Source organism: Cupriavidus sp. 22TCCZM01-5, assembly GCF_057798915.1.
The window spans coordinates 39,772-61,613 of sequence record NZ_JBYOJR010000010.1 but is presented as its reverse complement, the minus strand read 5'-3'; the positions used below and the strand labels follow the sequence as shown (position 1 = coordinate 61,613).

Here is a 21,842-nt window from a genome sequence, read left to right as displayed (position 1 = left end):
CTATCATGCGCTCTCGGCCCCCACGGTGCCCGCAGGCAGCAGGCTGCCCGCGCTCAGTCCGTCACGCGCCCGCGCAGTGCTTTCACCTGGCTGCGCTGGTTCTTGCTCTCGAGGCGGCGCTTGCGTGAAGCCAGCGTAGGCCGTGTCGGGCGGCGCGAGCGCGGCGGGGTCGCCACGCTCGCAACCAGTTCATGCAGGCGCCGGATGGCATCGTCGCGGTTCAGCTCCAGGCTGCGGTGCTGCTGCGCCTTGATGACCACCACGCCATCACGCGTGATGCGGTGGTCATGCAGTTGCAGCAGGCGCTCCTTATGGTCCGGCGCGAGCGAAGACGCATGCACGTCATAGCGCAGGTGCACCGCGTTGGACACCTTGTTGATGTTCTGGCCGCCCGCGCCCTGCGCGCGGATGGCGGTGATGTCGTACTCGTGGTGAGGGATGAGGAGTTCGCCGGACATGCGCGCATCATAGCAAGGCGCATGCCCGGGACATTCTTCTAAACGGCGGGCGCGATGTTCTGGTTCACGCGGAACAGGTTGTCCGGGTCGTACTTCTGCTTGATTCGTGACAAGCGTTCGAAGTTGGGGCCATAGGCCGCACCGATGCGCCCCGCTTCATCCTCGGTCAGGAAGTTCACGTACACGCCTCCCGTGGCATATGGTTCCGTGGCGCGGAAGAAGTCGCGCGCCCAGGCTATGCAGGCTGCGTCCTCGCCGGGACTTTCCCACCGCGTATGTACGTTCATGACAAAGCGTGCATCCCGGTGGTGGTAGGCGGTGGCATCCGCGGCGACGCTGTTGGCCCGCCCGCCGACATGACCGATGAAAATCTCAGAATGTGGCGAAGGCAGGCGGCCGGAGTAATCCATCATCGCCTCAATGGCCTCGTCCGGCAGTTGCGTGAAGTTGTGCGATTTCCAGTAGTTGCGCGCGCCCGGCGTCAGCAGCGGGTCGAACGCCTGCTGCCAGGCCACATAGGGCATGGCGCCGACATGCTCGCCCAGCAGCGTGCCGAAGCCGCGCAATGGCGCCAGCAACGGCTCGCCCTGCGCCGGCTCGCCCGCGTAGAACACAGCCAGCACCACTACGTCCGTGCCATGGACGGCGGCCGGCAGGAAAGGCAGCGGCGGCGCCTTGCGCAACACGACCCAGATATTCAAGTCTTCCGGCATGGTTTCGGTGAACATGCGGTACTGGCTGAGCACCGCACGGCCTTCCGCAGCCGGGAACACCAGCAGCCCGGCCAGGATCTGCGGCCCGACAGCATGCAGCCGGAATTCGAACAGCGTCACCACGCCGAAGTTGCCGCCGCCGCCGCGCAGGGCCCAGAACAAGTCGGAGTGCTCCTGCTCGCTCGCGTGAAGGCGCCGGCCATCGGCGGTCACGACTTGTGCCGAGAGCAGGTTATCCACCGTCATGCCGTACTTGCGCGTGAGCCAGCCGAAGCCGCCGCCAAGCGTCAAGCCGGCCACGCCCGTGGTCGAGTTGATGCCCAGCGGCGTCGCCAGCCCACAAGCCTGGGCCTCGTGGTCGAAGTCGGCCAGCAGCGCGCCAGGCTCCACCCAGGCGCGCCGTGAACCCGTGTCAATATGGACCGCGCGCATGGCCGACAGGTCGATGACAAGGCCGTCATCGCACAGCGCCTTGCCGGCAATATTGTGGCCACCGCCGCGCACCGCGAGCAGCAGGCCGTTGTCGCGCGCAAATGCTACCGCCGCCGCGATGTCGGCTACCCCGGTGCATCGCACGACCAGTGTGGGGCGCTTGTCCACCATGGCATTCCAGATCGCGCGCGACGCATCGTAGTCGGCCTCACCGGGCAACAGCACCTTGCCGCGCACGGCCGTGCGCAGTGACGCAAGCAAGTCATTCGAAATCACGGGCATGGCAATCCTCCGCATCGACATCCCGGGGCCGCCATGCGGTGGTGGACAGGGGCCATGGCAGCCGTCCAGGGGTTTCAGTCTCGCAAATTGCGCGCCATGTGCGGCAACGCACCGACTGGACACGCCTTGCGACTCAAAGGGGCTAGTGCTTCCTTCGAATCGGGCCGAAGTGTTTCATCCGTGATGCCTGGCAAGTCTCCCGGTATCCGCGACACGGTGCCAAAAGGGTGCCGATTGTGACGCAGGATATCCGCGGTGCTGATGGACAATCCGTTACAGCGGCGACACGTCCCGGGTCAGCGCCAGGCATAGCCCAGGGCCGATGCCATGGTGACGTGGTTGCGGGTGCCGCGCTGGCTGACGATGGGTCTTGCGGCCGCGTCTCCGGTGAGCCCCCGAACGGCGGCGTAGCGGTCACTGGAATAGCGACTAATATGAAAGCGCGCCAGTCAGCACCTGCTGACCGGGAGACAGGCTGAGTGGGCCGCGGCGCAACCCGGCCCGTGCAGGAGTGCGCAATGACAACAAGACAGAAACTGCATGCGTGGACCGCCGTGGCGTGCACCGCGCTTGTCATGGCATCGGGCATTGCCCGTGCCGACGAGGTCCCGCTGGTGACCGGCAAGCAGTGGACCGAATCGACGGAGCAGTTGAAGAAGGCCTACCTGGTCGGCATCGCCAACGTCGTGCAGGTCGACGTCGCCTACTATGCCGGCAATGTCCCGCCCGACTCGCAGACCATCGTGCCGCGCCTGGCCAGGGGGTTGAAAGGCCATACGCTGGATTCGGTTCGCGACGGCCTGGACCGCTGGTATGCCGCCCACCCCGACCGTCTGCAGCGGCCGGTGATCGAGACCATCTGGTTCGAGATGGTGGTGCCCGGACTGCAGAACAAGAAGTAAGGCAAGGCCATGAAACGACTTCAGTGGATCGGCGCGGCGCTGGCAGTGGCCAGTGTTGCCGCTTGCACGGGCATGACGCCGCAGCAGCAAGGTACGGTATCGGGGGCGGCCATCGGTGCCGGCGGCCGGCGCCGGCATTGCCGCCATCGCAGGCGGCAGCGGCTGGACGGGTGCCGCCATCGGCGCGGTGGCGGGCGGTGTGGCCGGCAATATCAAGGGACGCAACGAGCAGCAGCGGTATTGACTGCCGGAGCTGTCAAGCGCGCAGCCACGGCACCTTCAGTCGCCGCGGCGTAATACCCTGCCTGAGGACATCGTGCCGGGACGCTGCCATGCGTCCGCGGGCCGTGCCTTGAAGGCTCAAGCACGGATGCCTGGCCGTCGCCTGCTCAGCGGAATCCAATCCTCGCCAGCAAGATGATGCTCTCAGTCACCAGGCGCTGGCTTCGCTCGACGACCCGGCGGTTGGAGGCGCGGACCCACTGCATCCGCTCGAGCAGAGCGTCGTCGCTCCGCACAGTCTCAGCCCGCCGCTCGCCCAGGCCCTGATCATCATGGGCCTCCGACCCGGCTGACTTGCGGTCGTGCGTCGGATCGACGGGGGGAGTCTTGCTACCCATGGTGGTCTCCGCCTAGGAACATTTCCAGTCTTGGCGCATGCCAGTCGTCCGGGTATCCGGCTTCGTCCTACAAGAAGGCCCGCATTGAGCGGGCCATGGGAAATGCCGGGGAGGGTCAGCTCGCGACACTCGCATGTTCCAGCAGAGGTGCTCGCAAAGACACCCCTCGCCGGGGCAAGACTTAGCAGAAGGCGCGGACACGCTGCCGCTCTTGGCAATGTGCTGGCCCTGGAAGCGAAAAGCGGGAACGGCAAGAAATGTGATGGAGATTTGGCGCGCCCGGCTGGGATCGAACCAGCAACCCCTGCCTTCGGAGGGCAGTACTCTATCCATTGAGCTACGGGCGCGCGGAAAGTGGTCTGGCACTGGCGGCAGGCACTGCCGCGGGGTGCAACCGTGCGGTGGGCGAGTGCCGCCGCTGAGAAGTCGCATAGGATACCGCGTTTGCGGTCATGCGTCCATGCGCGGGAATCCGGGGACGTCGCCGGACGTCTCGGAACCGTCTCTTTTGGCCCTGCCATGAGGCCTTTGGGGCTATAATCGCGAGCTATTTCCGTCAAGACGCAGCCGCACCGCGTTGGCAAACGGTGGACAGTACTGAACCACGCAATCAGAAGGACCCAGGCGTTCTAGGGCCCCATAAATCAAGCCGAGCGTGAGCGGCTGAAGGTTTCCTGCAAAACTGAGAGTTCTGTATGAGCGACGTCCAACACCAACACGACGAACACGAGTCTCCCATCAAGACGCCAAAGCAGCTGATCGCGGTGGTGATCGCTGCGTTCCTGGTCCCGATCATCGTGATCATCCTGCTGGTCAATTTTGTCGGCCATGGTTCCAAGGAAGGTGCCGGTTCGATTACCACGGCCGAAGCCATCAATGACCGCATCAAGCCGGTCGCAGCGCTTGAGATCAAGGACGCTAATGCGCCGCGCGTCTTCAAGACCGGCGAGCAGGTCTACAAGGAAGTCTGCGCTGCCTGCCACGCCACGGGTGCGGCGGGCGCGCCGAAGTACAGCAACGCTGGCGACTGGGCCGGCCGCATCGGCCAGGGCTTCGATGGCCTGCTGAAGTCCCTCCTGAACGGCAAGGGCGCCATGCAGGCCCGCGCGGGCACCACGCCGGACGACTATTCCGACTACGAACTGGGCCGCGCCGTGGTCTACATGGCTGACGCCGGCGGCGCCAAGTTCCCCGAGCCGCCGGCTCCGGCCGCCGCTGCTCCGGCCGCCACCGCGGCAACGGACGCTGGTGCCGCACCTGCGGCAGCCGCCGCCCCGGCAGCGCCCGCTGCTGCTGCGCCGGCACCGGCCGCTGCACCTGCCGCGGCGTCCGCCGATGTGGGCAAGAAGGTCTATGACCAGGTCTGCGCCGCCTGCCATGCTGCTGGCGTTGCCGGTGCTCCCAAGTTCGGCGACAAGGCCGCCTGGGCACCACGCCTGAAGGAAGGCATGGACGCTGTCCACAACTTCGCGCTGAAGGGCAAGGGCGTGATGCCGCCGAAGGGCGGTTATGCCGGCCCGGACGCCGACGTGCTCGCCGCCGCCGACTACATGGCGAGCGCTGCCAAGTAATACCGGCTGCGCTGTAAAAAAAGCCCGCGACTGGTTCGCGGGCTTTTTTTTGGTTCTTCGCCTGTCGCCGTGCGCCAGGAATGGCGCCGCCGGTTCAGACCACGCGCGAGTACCGCGGCACGAACCGCACCGGCTCGGCACCGTCGTTGGCGGCTGGCTGCGCGGCAGGCGGCCGCGCGGCATCTTCGCGCAGGTACCGGTCGAACACCATGGCCACGCGGCGCACGAGCAGGCGGCCCAGTATGGTCACCTCGATGCGGCCCGGCTCGCGGCGGACCAGGCCATCGGCACCGAGCCGGTCGAGATCGCCGAGCTCCGCGGCGAACACGTCCGCGAAATCGATGCCATGGCGTGCCTCGATCTGCGCGATGTCGAGCACGCCGTTGCACATCAGCGCGCCGATGATCTCGCGGCGCAGATGATCGTCGCGCTCCATCGCGAAGCCACGTATGACCGGCAGCCGGCCGTCGTCGAGCGCAGCGTAATAGTCGTCCAGCGTGCGCGCGTTCTGCACGTATCGTCCCGCCACGGCTCCGATCGCGGAAATGCCGAAGCCGAGCTGGTCATAGCCGGCATGCGTGGAGTAGCCCTGGAAATTGCGCTGCAACCGGCCCTCGCGCTGGGCCACGGCGAGGTCATCGTCGGGCAGCGCGAAGTGGTCCATGCCGATATAGACGTAGCCGGCGGCGGTCAGGCGCTCGATCGTGGAGACCAGAATGTCGAGCTTCTCGCCCGCGCTCGGCAAGGCGTTTTCATCGATGCGCCGCTGCGGCTTGAAGACGTGCGGCAGGTGCGCGTAGCTGTAGACCGAGAGCCGGTCCGGCCGCAACGTCAGTACCCGCTCCACCGTCGCGTTGAAGCGCGCCGTGGTCTGGTGCGGCAGCCCGTAGATCAGGTCCAGGCTGACCGAGCGGAACCCCAGTTCGCGCGAAGCATCGACCACCGCCCGGGTTTCCTCGAACGGCTGCACGCGATGGATGGCCTGCTGGACTTCGGGATCGAAATCCTGCACGCCGAGGCTGACACGGTTGAAGCCGAGTTCGGCGAGCAACGCCATGCGTTCGTGGTCGACGCGGCGCGGATCGATCTCGATCGAGTGCTCGCCGTCGGCCGGCAGGTCGAAGTGCTCGTGCAGCGAAGCCATCACGCGGCGCATCTCGGCCGGGTTCAGGAAAGTCGGTGTGCCACCACCCCAGTGCGATTGCAACACCTGCCTGCGCCCGCCAAGGTGTGCCGCAGCAAGGGCCATTTCGCGCCCTAGGTAGCTCACGTATTTGGCGCTGCGCCCATGGTCACGCGTGATGACCTTGTTGCAGCCGCAGTAGTAGCAGATGTTCTCGCAGAACGGGATGTGCAGGTACAGCGACAACGGCGCCGGCGCCGCCGCGCCGCAGTCCGCCAGCGCAGCATGATAGGCGGCTTCGTCGAAGCCGCCATGGAAGCGGTCTGCCGTGGGGTAGGACGTATAACGCGGACCGTTGCCGTCGATTCGGCCTGCCAGCGCGCGGAAGTCGGACAAGGCGCGGCGGTCGAGCGCCGCGGATGGCGTGGATGACGTGTTCATGGGGGCGGACTTATCGGGGAGTTTGACGGTCCATGCTAGTTCCGCGACGCGTGCAGGGACTTGACCCGCGTCAAGCACCACCGCCGCAATGCTTGCGCACACCCCTCGTGAGCGGGGGGACTGCGTCACATTTCTGTCACGGATGCCGGATACGCTGCGCCCCGCATCTCCGGCAGCCACCGCCCGGATCGCTCAGCCAACCGTGTTCCCATGCCTTCAATCCTGCCCTGTTTGCCGTACCCATCGCTGCGCGGCGAAGCGCTGCCAGACTCCCCGCGACGCCGCCAGCTGATGCTGGCGCTTGGCGGACTGGCCGCCACGCCGCCGGTCCTGGCCCAGTCACCGGCCCGGCGCACTGCCGTGGTCGGGCACCTGCTCGACCGCAGCGGCGCGCAGGCCGATCTGGCGCGCGACTATCTGGCGGGCGCCAAGGTCATGTTCGACGCGGCCAACGCCACGGGAGGGCCCGTGCGGATCGCGCATGTCGTGCGCGACGCCGATGCCGATCCGCGCGCGGCGCTCGCGCAGGCACTGTCGCTCGTGGATAGCGAGCATGCCGAGTTGCTGTTCGGTCCGGGCGACCGGTTGCTGCCCGCGCTGGCGGCCTCGCCCGAACTGCACCGGCGCGGCGTGCAGATCGTGGCGCCGCTCTCGGGCCTTGCCCTGAGCGCGGACAACGTCTGGTTCACGCGGGCCGACTACCAGGCCGAGCTCGACGCCGCGGTGAAGCAGTTGCGCGACTATGGGCTGACCCGCGTGGCCCTGGCGGTTTCGGCGGAGTTCGCCGCCACCGCGTCCGGCAACGGTGCATCGTGGCTGACCCGGCTGGAATCCACGACGGGCACGCGCGCGGTGCCGCTGGGCGGCAGCCCGGACGCCGCAGCGCGCACCATCGCGGCGCAACGGCCGGGTGCCGTGATCGTAGCGGGCGATACGCTCGCCTATGCGAGCCTGGGCCGCGCGCTGGCCGCGCAAGGCTGGTACGGATTCCTGGTCGGGTTGTCCGCGGTCAGCCCTGCGGTCGCGCGCGAAGTGCTCGGCGCAGGCTACCCGGGCGGCATGGTGCTGACGCAGGTCGCCCCCGGCCCGCAGGCCGCCACGCTGCGCGTGGTCAAGGAGCATGTGGCCCGCATGAAGCAATACCTCGATGAACCGCCCTCGCCTGCGACCATCGCCGGATACATCGGCGCGGCGTGGCTGGTGCGCGCCCTGGGCGGGTGGCACGGCAACGGCACGGTGGAACTGCGGCGCGCGCTGCAGGCACGCATCGACGTGGGCGATTTCACGCTCGACTTCACGCAGGGCCAGCGCGGCTCGCGCTACGTGCAGCTGGCCGCTTCAGGCGCGCGGTAGGTCCCTGTGGCGCCTTTGTATCAGGCCCGATACACGGGCGTGCGCGCCTGAGATCAAGGCGATAAGCGGAGTGCGGGGATGGGTGATGGTGGGGTTGTCGTGCTTGGCAGGCGCCGCTGTTTCGCCGGCGTAGCCGGCGAAACACACGACACCCCCAACCCTTCCCTATTCCCGCGTCACCGCCCGACGCCCGCACAAGACAGCTCCGCGCCAACGCCGGAAAATATTAGGCCCGCGCCGGCACGTGGGCCATGTCCCATTCATATCGCTTGGTATCGGCAATATTGCCTCCCGCAAATCTCACCCCTGCGCCGCCTTGCCACCATTGCCGAGCAAAGCCTTCAGCGCGCCAAGCCGGTCCTTGGGACTCATTGCCGGTGTCTCATCCTTCGGCGCGGGCGCCTCTTCCAGCTTCATCTCGCCGATGAAGCGCGAAGGCTCGCAGGAATATGTCTCCCGCGCGCGCTTGCGCTTCTTGCACCAGCTGATATGCAGGCTGCGCTGGGCACGCGTGATACCCACGTACATCAGGCGCCGCTCTTCCTCGATCTTCTCGTCACCCATGTCCTCGTCCTCGCGGCAATGGGGCAGGATGCCCTCTTCCACGCCAACCAGGAACACATGCGGATATTCGAGGCCCTTGGACGCGTGCAGCGTCGACAGCCGCACCGCGTCGGGGTCTTCCTCGCGCCCTTCCAGCATGCTCATCAGCGCCACGGTCTGGGTCAGTTCGAGCAGGTTCTTGCCTTCGTCGCCGAAGCCGTCGGTATTGTCGAAACCGGTGGCTTCGCCCTCGCCCTCCGGTTCGGGCCGCGTGCCCTTGCGCTTGAGCCAGTCAAGGAACTCGAGCGTGTTGGTCCAGCGCGACTGGGCCTGGCGCTCGTCGAAGGCGTCATACAGGTAGGCTTCGTAGTGGATGCCTTCCATCATGTCGTCCAGCACCACGCTGGCCGGGTCCTTGGTCGCGCGATCGGCCAGGCGCACCATCGATTCGCAGAACACGCGCAGCGGCTCGAGCTGGCGCGGCTGCAGTTTCGCTTCGATGCCACCCATCATGGCAGCCTCGAACAATGACACCTTGGCCTGGCCCGCGAACGTGCCCAGCACTTCCAGCGTGGTGTTGCCGATGCCGCGGCGCGGCGTGGTGATCGCGCGGATGAAGGCGGGATCATCGTCCGGGTTGGCGATCAGCCGCAGGTAGGCGCAGATGTCCTTGATCTCCGCCTTGTCGAAGAAGCTCTGGCCGCCCGACAGCACGTAGGGAATGCGCTCGCGCCGCAGGATCTGCTCGAACAGCCGCGCCTGATGATTGCCGCGATACAGGATCGCGTAGTCGCGGAATTGCGCGCGGCGCTCGAACTTGTGCGCTGACAGGCGAAACACCACGGATTCGGCCTCGTGCTCCTCGTCGTTCATCGGGTGCACGGCGATCGGGTCGCCCATGCCGTGCTCGCTCCACAATTTCTTGTCGAACAGCTTCGGGTTGTTGGCGATGACCGAATTGGCCGCTTCGAGGATGCGCACGGTCGAGCGGTAATTCTGTTCGAGCTTCACGACCTTGAGGTCGGGGAAATCGGTCTGGAGCAAGCGCAGGTTGTCCAGCGTGGCGCCGCGCCAGCCGTAGATGGCCTGGTCGTCATCGCCCACGGCGGTGAACGCCGGCGCGCGCAGGTGCGACCCGCCCGCCAGCAGCTTCAGCAGCTGGTACTGGCACGCGTTGGTGTCCTGGTATTCGTCAACCAGGAAGTAGCGCAGGCGGTTCTGCCACTTGAGCTGCACCGCTTCATTGCGCGCGAAGAGTTCGGCCGGCAGGCGGATCAGGTCATCGAAATCCACCGCCTGGTAGGCATTCAGCGTGGCCACGTAGTTGCGGTAGACCAGCGCGGCCTGGTGCTCGTCTGCATTGGCGGCCTGCGCGATGGCCGCTTCCGGATCGACCATGCCGTTCTTCCACAGCGAGATGGTGCTCTGCACGCCGCGGATCAGCTTCTTGTCGGTGGTGCCAAGCTGCTCCTGGATCAGGCCGAAGCAGTCGTCGGAATCCATGATCGAGAACTGCGGCTTCAGGCCCACGTGTTCGGCCTCCAGGCGCAGGATCTGCACACCCAGCGAGTGGAACGTGCACACCGTGAGCTGCCTGAGCGGCAGGCGCTTGCCCTCGCGCGTGGTCTTGCCCTCCATCAGCTTGCCGATGCGCTCCTGCATCTCCTTGGCCGCCTTGTTCGTAAACGTGACGGCGGCGATGTGGCGCGGCTCGAAGCCCTTGTCTTCGATCAGGTGCGCGATCTTCTGCGTGATCACGCGCGTCTTGCCCGAACCCGCGCCGGCAAGGACGAGGCAGGGCCCGTCCAGGTAGCGGACGGCTTCGGATTGGGCAGCATTCAGGCCGTGGGTCATGCGTGGGATGTGTCTGACGTGGGCGGGGCGGCGGAGGCGCCTGGTACGCAACATGCCGCAGCATGTCGGCGGCCGGCGCGAAGCCGGCCATGTTAACACGCGCGACAGCGGCGGTTCTGTCAGCGGAAACCGGTATTTGCTTGGCGCGCATGTTACCGGGGTAACACTTGGTAAGTCCCAAAACCGGCGGCACATCGCGGTTTCTAATGAGTAGGCGGGAGGGATTCCGATCCGTCCCGGGCCTGTTTGAAGTCACTTCCGGAGCCAATCATGAGAACTCTACGAGCCCTTGGCAAGGCGACACTGGTAGGCGTGGCAGTAGCGGCCCTCGCGGGCGGTTGTTCCGATATGACGCCAAAGCAACGTAATACCGCAATCGGTGCGGCCGCCGGTGGCGTGGGCGGCGCCGTGCTGACCAACGGCAGTGCGGTCGGTACCCTCGGCGGCGCCGCGCTCGGCGGCGTGGTCGGCAACGTGGTCACGGACGACAACCACCATCACCGCTAAGGGGTGACGAAAGCGGGCGGGCCTGCCGCGTTGACAAAGGCAGGGCCCTCCCGTACATTGCGCGCATCCGACCGGGAGAGCGCGCACAGTATTGCGCCGCCGAAGGGGTATCACCCGAAAACTCTCAGGCACCACGGACCGTTCGGATCGGCATGCAACATGCACACGATGCATGCCGCACTCTGGAGAGCGGCACCCGCCATTAAGATGGCGAGCGTGCCCACCGAAGGGGCGCGCGAGGACCGGGCCTGCCATCAGGCAGAGCCGCCTCGTAATCTCTCAGGTATCGAGGACAGAGGGGTCATCCGCCGCAGCGGATTGCGACGCCATTCGGGCGAAGCAAGCGTTGCGGCGGATGACCCTTTTTTCGTTTTCGCAACCGAGATTGCCCCCGAGGATTCCCATGACGCTCCAGGCCACGCCCCTCAACGCCATCCACCGCGCTCTCGGCGCCCGCATGGTCGATTTCGGCGGCTGGGACATGCCAGTCAACTACGGCTCCCAGATCGAAGAACACAACGCGGTGCGCGGCGACGCCGGCATGTTCGATGTGTCGCACATGTGCGTGGTCGACCTGGCGGGCCCGAATACCCGCGCGTTCCTGCGCGGCCTGCTGGCCAACAACGTCGACAAGCTGCAGACCCCGGGCAAGGCGCTGTACTCGTGCATGCTCGACGAGAAAGGCGGCGTGATCGACGACCTGATCGTATATTTCTTCGCCGAGGACCGCTTCCGCCTGGTCGTCAATGCCAGCACGGCGCTCGGCGATATCGAATGGATCGGCGCGCGCAATGACGCCACCGGCAGCGGCGTGACCATCACCCCGCGCCGCGATGACGTGGCCCCGGCTGGCGTGCTGCCGCTGGCCATCGTTGCCGTGCAGGGCCCGAATGCCCGCGCCAAGGTGTGGAGCGCCTTCCCGTCCACTCAGCCTTCCGACGCCCTCAAGCCCTTCAACGCCGTCGTGGTGCAGGATCCTGCTATCGGCGAGATCATGGTCGCGCGTACCGGCTACACAGGTGAAGACGGCTTCGAACTGGTCGTGCCCGCCGAGAGCGTTGCCGCTGTCTGGGAAAAGCTCGATGCCGCGGGCGTGCGCCCGGCCGGGCTCGGCGCGCGCGACACGCTGCGCCTGGAAGCCGGCATGAACCTGTATGGCCAGGACATGGACATCAACGTCTCGCCGCTGGACGCGGGCCTGGCCTGGACCGTGGACCTGCAGAGCGAGCGCGATTTCACCGGCAAGGCGGCACTCGCCGCCGCCGGCCAGCGCCAGCAGTTCCTGGGCCTGATCCTGCGCGACAAGGGCGGCGTGCTGCGCGCCCACCAGAAGGTCATCACCGCGGCCGGTGACGGCGAAATCACCAGCGGCACCTTCAGTCCGTCCCTGTCGCAGTCGATCGCTTTCGCACGCCTGCCGATGGGCGTGGCGGTCGGCGATACCGTCCAGGTGGAGATCCGCGACCGCAAACTCGCGGCGACTGTGGTTAAACTGCCGTTTGTGCGTAATGGCAAGGCACTCGTGAGCTGAGGCGGCAACGCCCCGGCCCACCACAACGGTCGCCCGTCGCGCCTGCACCATCCACCGATGGCAGGCGCCCGAATCAAGAACAAATCTGAATCCGGAGAACCCTCATGAATTTCCCCGCTGACCTGAAATACACCGAGTCGCACGAGTGGGTGCGCGTCGAAGCCGACGGCACCCTGACCATCGGCATCACCGACCATGCGCAGGACGCGCTGGGCGACATCGTCTTCCTGGAACTGCCCGAAGTGGGCAAGTCGGTTGGCGCCGGCGACGCGCTCGCCGTGGTGGAATCGGTGAAGGCCGCTTCCGACATCTACGCCCCGGTGGCCGGCGAAGTCATCGCCGTCAACGAGGCCGCCACGGCCGCGCCGGAAAGCGTGAACGCCGACGCCTTCGACGCGTGGCTGTTCAAGCTCAAGCCGGCCAACAGCGACGACGTCAACGGCCTGATGTCGGCCGACGCCTACAAGGCCAGCGTCGGCGCCTGACGCCACGCCCGCCGGCCCCTGCACCAAGCATGGGCCGGCCACTGTATCGATGCGCGGCGGCATGGCTGACCACCTGCCGCCGCGCCCCAACGAGGTTCTTGCCATGAACGCCCCGCTTCCCATGACCGCCGCCCAAGGTAACCGGCCCACGCTGGCCGAACTGGAGGCGCGCGACGCCTTCGCCGCTCGCCATATCGGCCCCGACACGCCCGAACAGCAGCACATGCTCAAGGTGCTCGGCTACAGCAGCCGCGCCGCGCTGATCGACGCCGTGATCCCCGAGGCCATCCGCCGCCGCGACGGCATGCCGATGGGCGAATTCACCGAGCCGCTGGCCGAGGAGGCCGCACTGGCAAAGCTGCGCAAGCTCGCTGGCAAGAACAAGGTCCTGAAGAGCTTTATCGGCCAAGGCTACTACAACACGCTGACCCCGGCCGTCATCCTGCGCAATATCTTCGAGAACCCGGCCTGGTACACCGCGTATACGCCCTACCAGCCCGAGATCTCGCAAGGCCGCCTGGAGGCCATGCTGAACTTCCAGCAGATGGTCACCGACCTGACCGGCCTCGATATCGCCAACGCTTCGATGCTGGACGAAGGCACCGCCGCGGCCGAGGCCATGACGCTGCTGCAGCGCGTGAACAAGCACGCGTCGAACACCTTCTACGTGGCCGACGACGTCCTGCCGCAGACGCTGGAAGTGGTACGCACGCGCGCTAAGCCGCTGGGCATCGAGGTGAAGGTCGGCCCCGCTGCCGACGCAGCTTCGGCCCACGCGTTCGGCGTGCTGCTGCAGTATCCGGGCGTCAATGGTGACGTGACCGACTACCGCGCCATTGCCGACGCCGTGCACGCGGCCGGCGGCCTGGTGGTGGCGGCCGCCGACCTGCTGGCGCTGACGCTGATCGCCGCGCCGGGCGAATGGGGCGCCGACGTGGCCGTGGGCAACTCGCAGCGCTTTGGCGTGCCGCTTGGCTTCGGCGGCCCGCACGCGGGCTACATGGCGGTGAAGGATGCCTACAAGCGTTCGATGCCGGGCCGCCTGGTCGGCGTGACCATCGACGCGCAGGGCAACAAGGCCTACCGCCTCGCCCTGCAGACGCGCGAGCAGCATATCCGCCGCGAGAAGGCCACGTCCAACATCTGTACCGCTCAGGTGCTGCTGGCCGTGATGGCGTCGATGTACGCCGTGTACCACGGCCCGCAAGGCCTCAAGCGCATCGCGCAGCGCGTGCATCGCCTGGCGGCCACGCTGGCCGTGGGCCTGCAGACGCTCGGCTTCACGCGTACCAACGCGACGTTCTTCGACACGCTGACGTTCGAGACCGGCTTCAATACCGAAGCGATCCACGCCGCCGCGACCGAGCGCGGCATCAACCTGCGCCATGCCGGCGCGACGCGCATCGGCGTGTCGCTCGACGAGACCGCCACGCGCGACGACGTGGTGGCGCTGTGGGAAATCTTCTCGCACGGCAAGCCGCTGCCGGCCTCGCTGACGTTCGATGCCATCGAGGCAACGGTCGAGGACGCCTTCCCGGCCAACCTGGCACGCGAAAGCGCCTACCTGACGCACCCGGTGTTCAACACGCACCACGCCGAGCACGAGATGCTGCGCTACCTGCGCATGCTGGCCGACAAGGACCTGGCGCTGGACCGCACCATGATCCCGCTGGGCTCGTGCACGATGAAGCTCAACGCCACCAGCGAGATGATCCCGGTGACCTGGCCCGAGTTCAGCCAGATCCACCCGTTCGCGCCGCTGGACCAGACCGTGGGCTACCGCGAGATGATCGACCAGCTCGAGGACATGCTGTGCGCAGCCACCGGCTATGCCGCCGTGAGCCTGCAGCCGAACGCCGGCTCGCAGGGCGAATACGCCGGCCTGCTGATCATCCACGCCTACCACGCCAGCCGCGGCGAAAGCCATCGCGACATCTGCCTGATCCCGTCGTCGGCGCACGGCACCAACCCGGCGTCGGCGCAGATGGCCGGCATGAAGGTGGTGGTGGTCGCCTGTGACGAGAACGGCAACGTCGACCTGGAGGACCTGGCGAAGAAGGCCGAGCAGCACAGCAAAAACCTGGCGGCCATCATGATCACCTACCCGTCCACGCACGGCGTGTTCGAGCAGGGCGTGCAGCAGATCTGCGAGATCGTGCACCAGCACGGCGGCCAGGTCTACGTGGATGGCGCCAACATGAACGCCATGGTCGGCACGGCCGCGCCGGGCCACTTCGGCGGCGACGTGTCGCACCTGAACCTGCACAAGACTTTCTGCATCCCGCACGGCGGCGGCGGCCCCGGCGTGGGTCCCGTGGCCGTCGGCGCGCACCTGGCCGATTTTCTGCCGAACCAGGACAGCGTGGGCTATCGCCGCGACGACAACGGCATCGGCGGCGTCTCGGCCGCGCCGTTCGGCTCGGCCAGCATCCTGCCGATCTCGTGGATGTACATCGCCATGATGGGCTCGGCCGGCCTCACCGCCGCCACCGAGAACGCGATCCTGGCCGCCAACTATGTCGCCAAGCGCCTGTCGCCGTACTACCCGGTGCTGTACACGGGCCAGCACGACCTGGTGGCGCACGAGTGCATCCTGGACCTGCGCCCGCTGCAGAAGGACACCGGCATCAGCAACGAGGACGTGGCCAAGCGCCTGATGGACTACGGCTTCCACGCCCCGACCATGAGCTTCCCGGTGCCGGGCACGCTGATGATCGAGCCGACCGAAAGCGAGGCCCTGCACGAGCTGGACCGCTTCATCGACGCGATGATCGCGATCCGCCAGGAAATCGGCCGTGTCGCCGACGGCACCTTCGACCGCGAGGACAACCCGCTCAAGCATGCCCCGCACACCGCGGCCGTGGTCACGGCCAACGAGTGGACGCGCAAGTACACGCGTGAAGAGGCGGCCTATCCGGTGGCATCGCTGCGCACGCAGAAGTACTGGCCGCCGGTCGGCCGCGCCGACAACGTCTACGGCGACCGCAACCTGTTCTGCAGCTGCGTGCCGATGAGCGAGTACGCCCAGGACTGAGGCCGTCCTTCGCCCGGCGTCCGGTGACGGCCGGCCGCCGCGCGCGCTATGCTCGACACAGGGGCGCCGCGCGTCGCGGCGCCACCAGCACAGCGGAGGCTGCATGTGGAATCTCAGTGCCCCCTGGTGGGAGTTCGTGCTGCGCGGACTGATCGTGTATGGCGCGGTGCTGGCCCTGCTGCGGATGTCGGGCAAGCGCCAGATCGGCCAGCTCACGCCGTTCGACCTGGTGTTGCTGCTGGTACTGTCCAACGCCGTGCAGAACGCCATGAACGCCGGGGACAACTCCGTGACCGCCGGGCTGATCCTGGCCATCACGCTGGTGGGCGCCAATGCCGGCCTTGCCTATCTGACCTGGCGCAGCCGCAAGCTGGAGGTCTTCGTGGAAGGCCGGCCGCAGTTCCTGATCCATGACGGCAAATTGCTGCGTGACGTGATGCGCAGCCAGCGCGTCAGCATGGAGGACCTCAACAAGGTACTGCGCCACGCCGGCAGCAGCAGCATCGCCGACGTGCATTTCGCCATCCTGGAAACCGACGGCACGGTATCGGTCAAGCTGCGCCAGCAGCCGGCCGGCGCCGCGCCGCCCAAGCCGGATGCGTCGGTCTGGAGCGAAGTCGGCAAGGACGACGCAGTTTGAACCTGCAATGCCCGCTTGCCATCCGCAAGCGGCAATGACTTCAGGAGTGATCCGTGGCAGTCAGCGTCTTCGATCTGTTCAAGGTGGGCATCGGCCCGTCGAGCTCGCATACCGTGGGCCCGATGCGCGCTGCCCTGATGTTCGCGCAGGGCCTGGAGCGCGATGGCCTGCTGCCGCAGGTCGCCAGCGTGCGCGTGGAGCTGTATGGCTCGCTCGGCGCTACGGGCAAGGGCCACGGCACCGACAAGGGCGTGATGCTGGGCCTGATGGGCGAAGCGCCCGATACCATCGATCCCGACACCATCGACGGCCGGCTCAAGGCGCTGCGCGCGAGCCGCACGCTGTCGCTGCTGGGCCGCCACCCGATCCCGTTCATCGAGAAGGAACACATCGCGTTCTATCGCCGCGAGGCCATGGCCGAGCACCCGAACGGCATGAAGTTCCACGCCTTCGACGCGCAGGGAGCGTCGCTGCGCGAGGCGCGCTACCTGTCAGTTGGCGGCGGCTTCGTCGTCACCGCGGGCGCGCCCAACACGCAGGTGCTCAAGGCGGCGCAACAGATGCCGCACCCGTTCCGCAGCGGCAAGGACATGCTGGAGATGGCGAGCGAAAGCGGCAAGAGCATCGCGCGCCTGATGATGGAAAACGAGCTCACGTGGCGCAGCGAGGACGACGTCACCGCCGGCCTGCTGCATATCTGGGACGTGATGCAGGCCTGCGTGGTGCGCGGCTGCCGCACGGATGGCGAATTGCCCGGCCCGTTCAAGGTCCGCCGCCGCGCGCCGGAGCTGTACCGCAGCCTGACCGAGCGCGCCGAGCGCACGCTGTCCGACCCGCTGTCCGTGATGGACTGGGTCAACCTCTATGCGATCGCCGTCAACGAGGAAAACGCCGCCGGCGGCCGCGTGGTGACCGCGCCGACCAACGGCGCGGCGGGCATCATCCCGGCCGTGCTGCACTACTACGACCGCTTCGTGCCCGGCGCCAACGCGCAGGGCGTGGTGGATTTCCTGCTCACCGCCGGCGCAATCGGCCTGCTCTACAAGCTCAATGCGTCGATCTCCGGTGCCGAGGTTGGCTGCCAGGGCGAGGTTGGCGTGGCCTGCTCGATGGCGGCTGGCGCGCTTGCGGCGGTGCTGGGCGGCTCGCCCGCGCAGGTCGAGAACGCCGCCGAGATCGGCATGGAGCACAACCTGGGCCTGACCTGCGATCCGGTCGGCGGGCTGGTGCAAATCCCATGCATCGAGCGCAACGCGATGGCTTCGGTCAAGGCCGTGAACGCCGCGCGCATGGCGTTGCGCGGCGACGGCACGCACTACGTATCGCTCGATTCGGTCATCAAGACCATGCGCGAAACCGGCGCCGACATGAAGACCAAATACAAGGAAACGGCGCGCGGCGGGCTGGCGGTGAATATCGTGGAATGCTGAGCCCGGTGCGGCGTATCATGGCGCCAGTCTCCCCATGGCGCCACCGCGGGCGCCTGCCAGAACCAGAGCAAAAAGCGAGGCGGCCATGCAAACTTTCTACCAGCTGTTCGACGACACCTCGTCCACTTTCACCTACCTGCTGATCGATGCCGCCACGCGCGATGCCGTGCTGATCGACCCGGTCGACCACCAGCTCGAACGCGACATGGCCGTGCTGCGCGACGCGGGCGCCAGCCTTGCGTGGGTGGTGGAGACGCATGCCCATGCCGACCACATCACCTCGGCCGGCCATGTCGCCATGCAGACGGGTGCGCACACCGCGGCACCATCCGGGTGCGACATCAGGTCCGCACAGAAGCAGCTGATCGATGGCGATACCCTGACGTTCGGCGCGCAGGTGCTGCGGGCCATCCATACGCCGGGCCATACCGCCGGCAGCATGAGCTACCTGTGGGAAGAGCCCGCGCCGGACGGCACGGTGCGCCGCGTGTTCACCGGCGACGCGTTGCTGATCGACGGCTGCGGGCGCACCGATTTCCAGTCGGGCGATGCCGGCACGCTGTACGACAGCCTGACGCGCAAGCTGTTTGCACTACCCGACGACACGCTGGTCTACCCGGCGCACGACTACAAGGGCCAAACCTCGTCGACGATCGCGCAGGAGCGCGCGCACAACAGTCGCGTGGCCGGCCGCACGCGCGACGAGTTCATCGAAATGATGCGCAACCTGAACCTGCCTCGGCCCAAGCTGATCGACGTGGCCGTGCCGGCCAACAGGCGGCTCGGGCTGCGCGACGGCGAAAGCGTGCCGCACGGCGCGTGACGCGCGGCGAACCCGTCTATTCCGCCCTCCAAAAACTCTGAATTGACTTCGCGCCACCCGCTGCAATACTGATTTCTCCGGCACCCGGATGCGCTGCAGCGTGACGCATGCAGCGCCGACCGACTCACAGGGGATTTCGCCATGAAGCCTGACGGGAATGCATGTTGTGGATTGGGTACGCTCGCGGCGGTGCTGGCGGCGCTGGCCGTAGTACCGGCCCAGGCGCAGCAAAAGCCGATTGCCTATCCCGCCAAGGGACAGAGCCAGCAGCAGCAGTCCAGCGACGACGGCGCGTGCTATAGCTGGGCCAAGCAGCAGACCGGCGTCGACCCGGCTCAGGCCGCGGCCGCGCCGCCGCCCGCACAGGCGCAAAGCGGCCAGCGTGTGCGCGGTGCAGCGGCCGGCGCGGCAGTAGGCGCAATCGCGGGCGATGCCGGCAAGGGCGCAGCGGTTGGCACGGTTGCGGGCGGCGTCGCGCACCGGCAATCGCGCCGGCAGGCCGCGGCCGCCAATCAGCAGGCCGCAGCCAACACCGGCCAGGCCATGTCGACCTACTACCAGGCCTGGGGCGCGTGCATGCAGGGGCGCGGCTACACCGTAAAGTAAGCGCCGCGGGCGGCGTCAGGCCGCCCAGCGTTCGCAGGCCTGGCGCACGGTTTCACGCTGGCTGCGCGCGTCGGCGTCGACCTGGCGCAGCCATTCGGCGTCGCCGTCGCGGCGCTCGGCCAGCGCGCGGATATTGGCCAGCGCCTGCAGCGATCCCAGGGCTTCGGCATGCGGCACCAGCGCGTCGCAGATCGACAGGATGTGTTCCGCGATCGGCCGGCGCGTCAGCTCGTTGGGATGCACGTATTCGCCCTCCAGCCCGAAACGGCAGGCCTGGAAGCGGTTGAAGGTATAGACCAGGTAGTCGTCTTCCTGCGGCATGAACGGGCGCGACAGCAACAGGTAGCGCGCCAGCATCTGGATATACGCGGCGATATCGCAGGCACGCCGGACCGTCAGCGGCGTATCCATCACGCGCACTTCGATCGTGCCGAACTCGGGCTTGGGCCGGATATCCCAGTAGAAGTCCTTCATGCTCTCGATCACGCCCGTATTGCGCATCTTCTCGAAGTACGCGGTGAAGGCGTCCCAGGTGAGCAGGAACGGCGCCCGTCCGCTCATCGGGAAGGCCGCCACCGAATTGAGGCGCGCCGAGGCAAAGCCGGTATCGACGCCCTGCACGTACGGCGATGACGCCGCCAGCGCGACGAAGTGCGGCACGTAGCGGCCAATGGCATGCAGCAGGAACAGCGACTCGTCCGCGCTCGGACAGCCGATATGGACATGCTGGCCGAATACGGTGAACTGCTTGGCCAGGTAGCCATACAGCTCCGAGATGTACTGGTAGCGCGGCGAATCGGAGATGATGCGGTCGGCCCACTGCTGGAACGGGTGCGTGCCGCCACCGCTGATGCCGATGTTGAGCGAGCGCGAGGCCGCCGCCATCAGGTCGCGCATGGTGGTCAGCTCTTCGACCGCCTGGTCATAGGTATGGCAGATGCCCGTGCTGATCTCGATCATCGACGGGCTGATCTCCGGCTTGATGTCACCGGCATGCTGGGCGCCCTTCAGCGCACGCAGCAAGTCGGGCGCGAACGGCGCCAGGTCGTAGTCGTGCCGATTGACGAGCTGCAGCTCCAGCTCGACGCCGAAGGTCAGCGCCTCGGAATGCTTGAACGGTTCGAGCGACATCAGCGCCCTCCTCCATTGCTGCGCAGATCGGCGCGGACTTCGCCGGCGAAGCGCAGTGCCCAGGCCGCGATCACCGGGCCCAGCAGTTGCTCGATGGCCAGCGCGCACAGGATGATGGCGGCCAACGGCTCCCCGGTGCCCGGGTACAGGCGCGCGACATCGTTCATCAAGAGGTACGCCAGGCCCGACATGGGCGCCAGCGCGAGCCCGAGCGCCACGCACTGGCGCAGGCTCAGCCCCGAGAACGATCCCAGCGACACCACGCCGGCCAGCTTGGCCGCGTGGCGCAGCAGCACCAGCACTACAGCATAGACGCCGCCGACCGCCCAGTCATGCGCCGTGAGCGGCAGGCCCAGCGACACCACCATGACGATGATCAGCAGGCTGCCAGCGCTGCCAAAGTGCGTCGGCCACACATGCGGCTGGCTGTCCTCGTGCTTGAACACGACGCCGGCCAGCAACAGCGTGATCGGCATCGACAATTTTAGTACCCGGGTCAGCGCCAGCGTGAAAAGCACCAGGCCGACGAGCACGAGGAAGCTGTAGTGATCGTCCACCGACATCCGGCCGTAGATGGCGTGGCCGATCTTCCCCACTACCCACGCCAGCAGGCAGGAGCCGACCAGCAGGTAAAGCGGATGCAGCAGCGCGGCGCCGAGGTTGCCGTACTCGGAATGCAGCCAGCCGGTAGCCACCTGCACGATCACGGCGGCATAGATGCTGTTGAGCGCGGCCATGGCCATCAGGCGCTCGGTCACCTGGCCTTCGGCACGCAGCTCGTTCTTGAGCTGCAGCACGATGGTCGGCGAGGTGCTGACCGCGATGCCGCCCGCCAGGACCGCAATGCCCGGCGAGGCGCCGATCCATTGCAGCACGGCCGCGACCAGGCCCCAGGTCAGCACGCTTTCGAACGCGCTGGTCAGCAGCAGCCAGCGGTTCGCGCGCAGCCAGGCCAGCGAGAGCCGATGCCCCAGTTCGAACAGGGCCAGCGCCAGCGCCATATCGATCAGGATACGGGTCTGCGCGATCATGTTGTCGTCGACGATGCTGCGCCCGAGCATGCCGGCGCACAGGCCCGCTACCGCATAGCCGACAATGCGCGGGCAACGCAGCCAGCGGCGGCTCAGCTCGCCTGCAAGGCCGGCACCCACCAGCGCCAGGCCGACCCAGAACAGGCCGCCGGGCGCGAGCGGAAGTGACGGGAAAAGTTGGCTCAGTCCATTCATGCGTGACATGGTAATGGAAGCACATGACATGCCGTGTCAGTGATTGTCTGACACCGCACGGAATGCGCCAACTTCTGTCTCTAACTTTCAATAAAAAACGCCATCTTTTCAGATGGCGTTTCTCATGGCGGGATCCG

Annotated in this window: 18 protein-coding genes, 1 tRNA gene, 1 pseudogene and 2 riboswitches; of the genes and pseudogenes, 12 read left to right on the top strand and 8 right to left on the bottom strand. The window is 67.0% G+C overall.

The features are described from left to right. Window positions 1–53: 53 nt before the first annotated feature. Both arfB and AC3FNH_RS12180 read right to left on the bottom strand, forming a co-directional pair. Window positions 54–458, bottom strand: a complete 405-nt coding sequence (gene arfB / locus AC3FNH_RS12185; RefSeq protein WP_276098898.1) for an alternative ribosome rescue aminoacyl-tRNA hydrolase ArfB — start codon at window positions 456–458, stop codon at window positions 54–56. A gap of 38 nt (window positions 459–496) precedes the next feature. Beyond that, window positions 497–1,885: an FAD-binding oxidoreductase gene (locus AC3FNH_RS12180; protein WP_276098899.1), complete on the bottom strand. Its 1,389-nt coding sequence runs from the start codon at window positions 1,883–1,885 to the stop codon at window positions 497–499. Window positions 1,886–2,403: 518 nt separating this feature from the next. On the opposite strand from AC3FNH_RS12180, the gene AC3FNH_RS12175 reads away from it, so the two are divergent. Together AC3FNH_RS12175 and AC3FNH_RS12170 are read left to right on the top strand one after the other, a co-directional pair. Further along, window positions 2,404–2,787 (top strand): hypothetical protein, encoded by a 384-nt coding sequence (locus AC3FNH_RS12175; RefSeq protein ID WP_488720215.1) that lies wholly within the window; start codon window positions 2,404–2,406, stop codon window positions 2,785–2,787. Between the two features lie 9 nt (window positions 2,788–2,796). After that, a pseudogene (locus AC3FNH_RS12170) lies at window positions 2,797–3,031 on the top strand (YMGG-like glycine zipper-containing protein). Window positions 3,032–3,176: 145 nt separating this feature from the next. On the opposite strand, the gene AC3FNH_RS12165 reads toward AC3FNH_RS12170, so the two are convergent. Together AC3FNH_RS12165 and AC3FNH_RS12160 are read right to left on the bottom strand one after the other, a co-directional pair. After that, window positions 3,177–3,407: a hypothetical protein gene (locus tag AC3FNH_RS12165; protein WP_276098902.1), complete on the bottom strand. Its 231-nt coding sequence runs from the start codon at window positions 3,405–3,407 to the stop codon at window positions 3,177–3,179. A 271-nt stretch (window positions 3,408–3,678) separates the two neighbouring features. After that, window positions 3,679–3,754, bottom strand: a tRNA-Arg gene (locus AC3FNH_RS12160). A gap of 348 nt (window positions 3,755–4,102) precedes the next feature. Here AC3FNH_RS12160 and AC3FNH_RS12155 point away from each other — a divergent pair. Beyond that, on the top strand, window positions 4,103–4,978 hold the full coding sequence (locus tag AC3FNH_RS12155; protein WP_276098903.1) for a c-type cytochrome: 876 nt from the start codon (window positions 4,103–4,105) through the stop codon (window positions 4,976–4,978). A 94-nt stretch (window positions 4,979–5,072) separates the two neighbouring features. Here the strand turns inward: AC3FNH_RS12155 and hemN are convergent, their stop codons facing one another. Then, a complete protein-coding gene (gene hemN, locus AC3FNH_RS12150; protein ID WP_488720214.1) occupies window positions 5,073–6,542 on the bottom strand; it encodes an oxygen-independent coproporphyrinogen III oxidase in 1,470 nt (489 codons plus the stop codon). 210 nt (window positions 6,543–6,752) lie between these two features. Between hemN and AC3FNH_RS12145 the strand changes: the two genes are divergently transcribed. Further along, window positions 6,753–7,895, top strand: coding sequence for an ABC transporter substrate-binding protein (locus AC3FNH_RS12145; protein ID WP_276098905.1), 1,143 nt, complete (start codon window positions 6,753–6,755; stop codon window positions 7,893–7,895). 300 nt (window positions 7,896–8,195) lie between these two features. On the opposite strand, the gene AC3FNH_RS12140 is transcribed toward AC3FNH_RS12145, so the two are convergent. Then, the gene (locus tag AC3FNH_RS12140) at window positions 8,196–10,292 is read right to left on the bottom strand and encodes a UvrD-helicase domain-containing protein (protein ID WP_276098906.1); all 2,097 of its coding nucleotides are present in this window, start codon (window positions 10,290–10,292) and stop codon (window positions 8,196–8,198) included. 270 nt (window positions 10,293–10,562) lie between these two features. Between AC3FNH_RS12140 and AC3FNH_RS12135 the strand changes: the two genes are divergently transcribed. From AC3FNH_RS12135 to AC3FNH_RS12100, 8 genes are all read left to right on the top strand, one after another. Next, window positions 10,563–10,799 (top strand): YMGG-like glycine zipper-containing protein, encoded by a 237-nt coding sequence (locus tag AC3FNH_RS12135; protein ID WP_276098907.1) that lies wholly within the window; start codon window positions 10,563–10,565, stop codon window positions 10,797–10,799. 62 nt (window positions 10,800–10,861) lie between these two features. After that, window positions 10,862–10,950: riboswitch (glycine riboswitch) on the top strand. Window positions 10,951–10,971: 21 nt separating this feature from the next. Beyond that, window positions 10,972–11,105: riboswitch (glycine riboswitch) on the top strand. Between the two features lie 97 nt (window positions 11,106–11,202). After that, the gene (gcvT, locus tag AC3FNH_RS12130; RefSeq protein WP_488720213.1) at window positions 11,203–12,330 is read left to right on the top strand and encodes a glycine cleavage system aminomethyltransferase GcvT; all 1,128 of its coding nucleotides are present in this window, start codon (window positions 11,203–11,205) and stop codon (window positions 12,328–12,330) included. A gap of 104 nt (window positions 12,331–12,434) precedes the next feature. After that, a complete protein-coding gene (gene gcvH, locus AC3FNH_RS12125; RefSeq protein WP_029046545.1) occupies window positions 12,435–12,815 on the top strand; it encodes a glycine cleavage system protein GcvH in 381 nt (126 codons plus the stop codon). Window positions 12,816–12,918: 103 nt separating this feature from the next. Then, the gene (gene gcvP / locus AC3FNH_RS12120) at window positions 12,919–15,849 is read left to right on the top strand and encodes an aminomethyl-transferring glycine dehydrogenase (RefSeq protein ID WP_488720212.1); all 2,931 of its coding nucleotides are present in this window, start codon (window positions 12,919–12,921) and stop codon (window positions 15,847–15,849) included. A 103-nt stretch (window positions 15,850–15,952) separates the two neighbouring features. Beyond that, window positions 15,953–16,489 carry a DUF421 domain-containing protein gene (locus AC3FNH_RS12115; protein WP_276098910.1) on the top strand — a complete coding sequence of 179 codons (537 nt, stop codon included), beginning with the start codon at window positions 15,953–15,955 and terminating at the stop codon, window positions 16,487–16,489. Between the two features lie 53 nt (window positions 16,490–16,542). Beyond that, window positions 16,543–17,919 carry an L-serine ammonia-lyase gene (locus AC3FNH_RS12110; RefSeq protein ID WP_488720211.1) on the top strand — a complete coding sequence of 459 codons (1,377 nt, stop codon included), beginning with the start codon at window positions 16,543–16,545 and terminating at the stop codon, window positions 17,917–17,919. A gap of 85 nt (window positions 17,920–18,004) precedes the next feature. Then, window positions 18,005–18,742, top strand: coding sequence for an MBL fold metallo-hydrolase (locus AC3FNH_RS12105; protein WP_276098912.1), 738 nt, complete (start codon window positions 18,005–18,007; stop codon window positions 18,740–18,742). 141 nt (window positions 18,743–18,883) lie between these two features. Beyond that, window positions 18,884–19,348 carry a hypothetical protein gene (locus AC3FNH_RS12100; protein ID WP_488720210.1) on the top strand — a complete coding sequence of 155 codons (465 nt, stop codon included), beginning with the start codon at window positions 18,884–18,886 and terminating at the stop codon, window positions 19,346–19,348. 15 nt (window positions 19,349–19,363) lie between these two features. Here AC3FNH_RS12100 and AC3FNH_RS12095 read toward each other — a convergent pair whose 3' ends face one another. Beyond that, the gene (locus AC3FNH_RS12095; RefSeq protein ID WP_276098914.1) at window positions 19,364–20,479 is read right to left on the bottom strand and encodes a YbdK family carboxylate-amine ligase; all 1,116 of its coding nucleotides are present in this window, start codon (window positions 20,477–20,479) and stop codon (window positions 19,364–19,366) included. Further along, complete coding sequence (locus AC3FNH_RS12090; RefSeq protein ID WP_488720209.1) at window positions 20,479–21,714, bottom strand: cation:proton antiporter; 1,236 nt, start codon at window positions 21,712–21,714, stop codon at window positions 20,479–20,481. Before AC3FNH_RS12090 ends, AC3FNH_RS12095 begins: the two co-directional genes overlap by 1 nt. Between the last annotated feature and the right edge of the window lie 128 nt (window positions 21,715–21,842).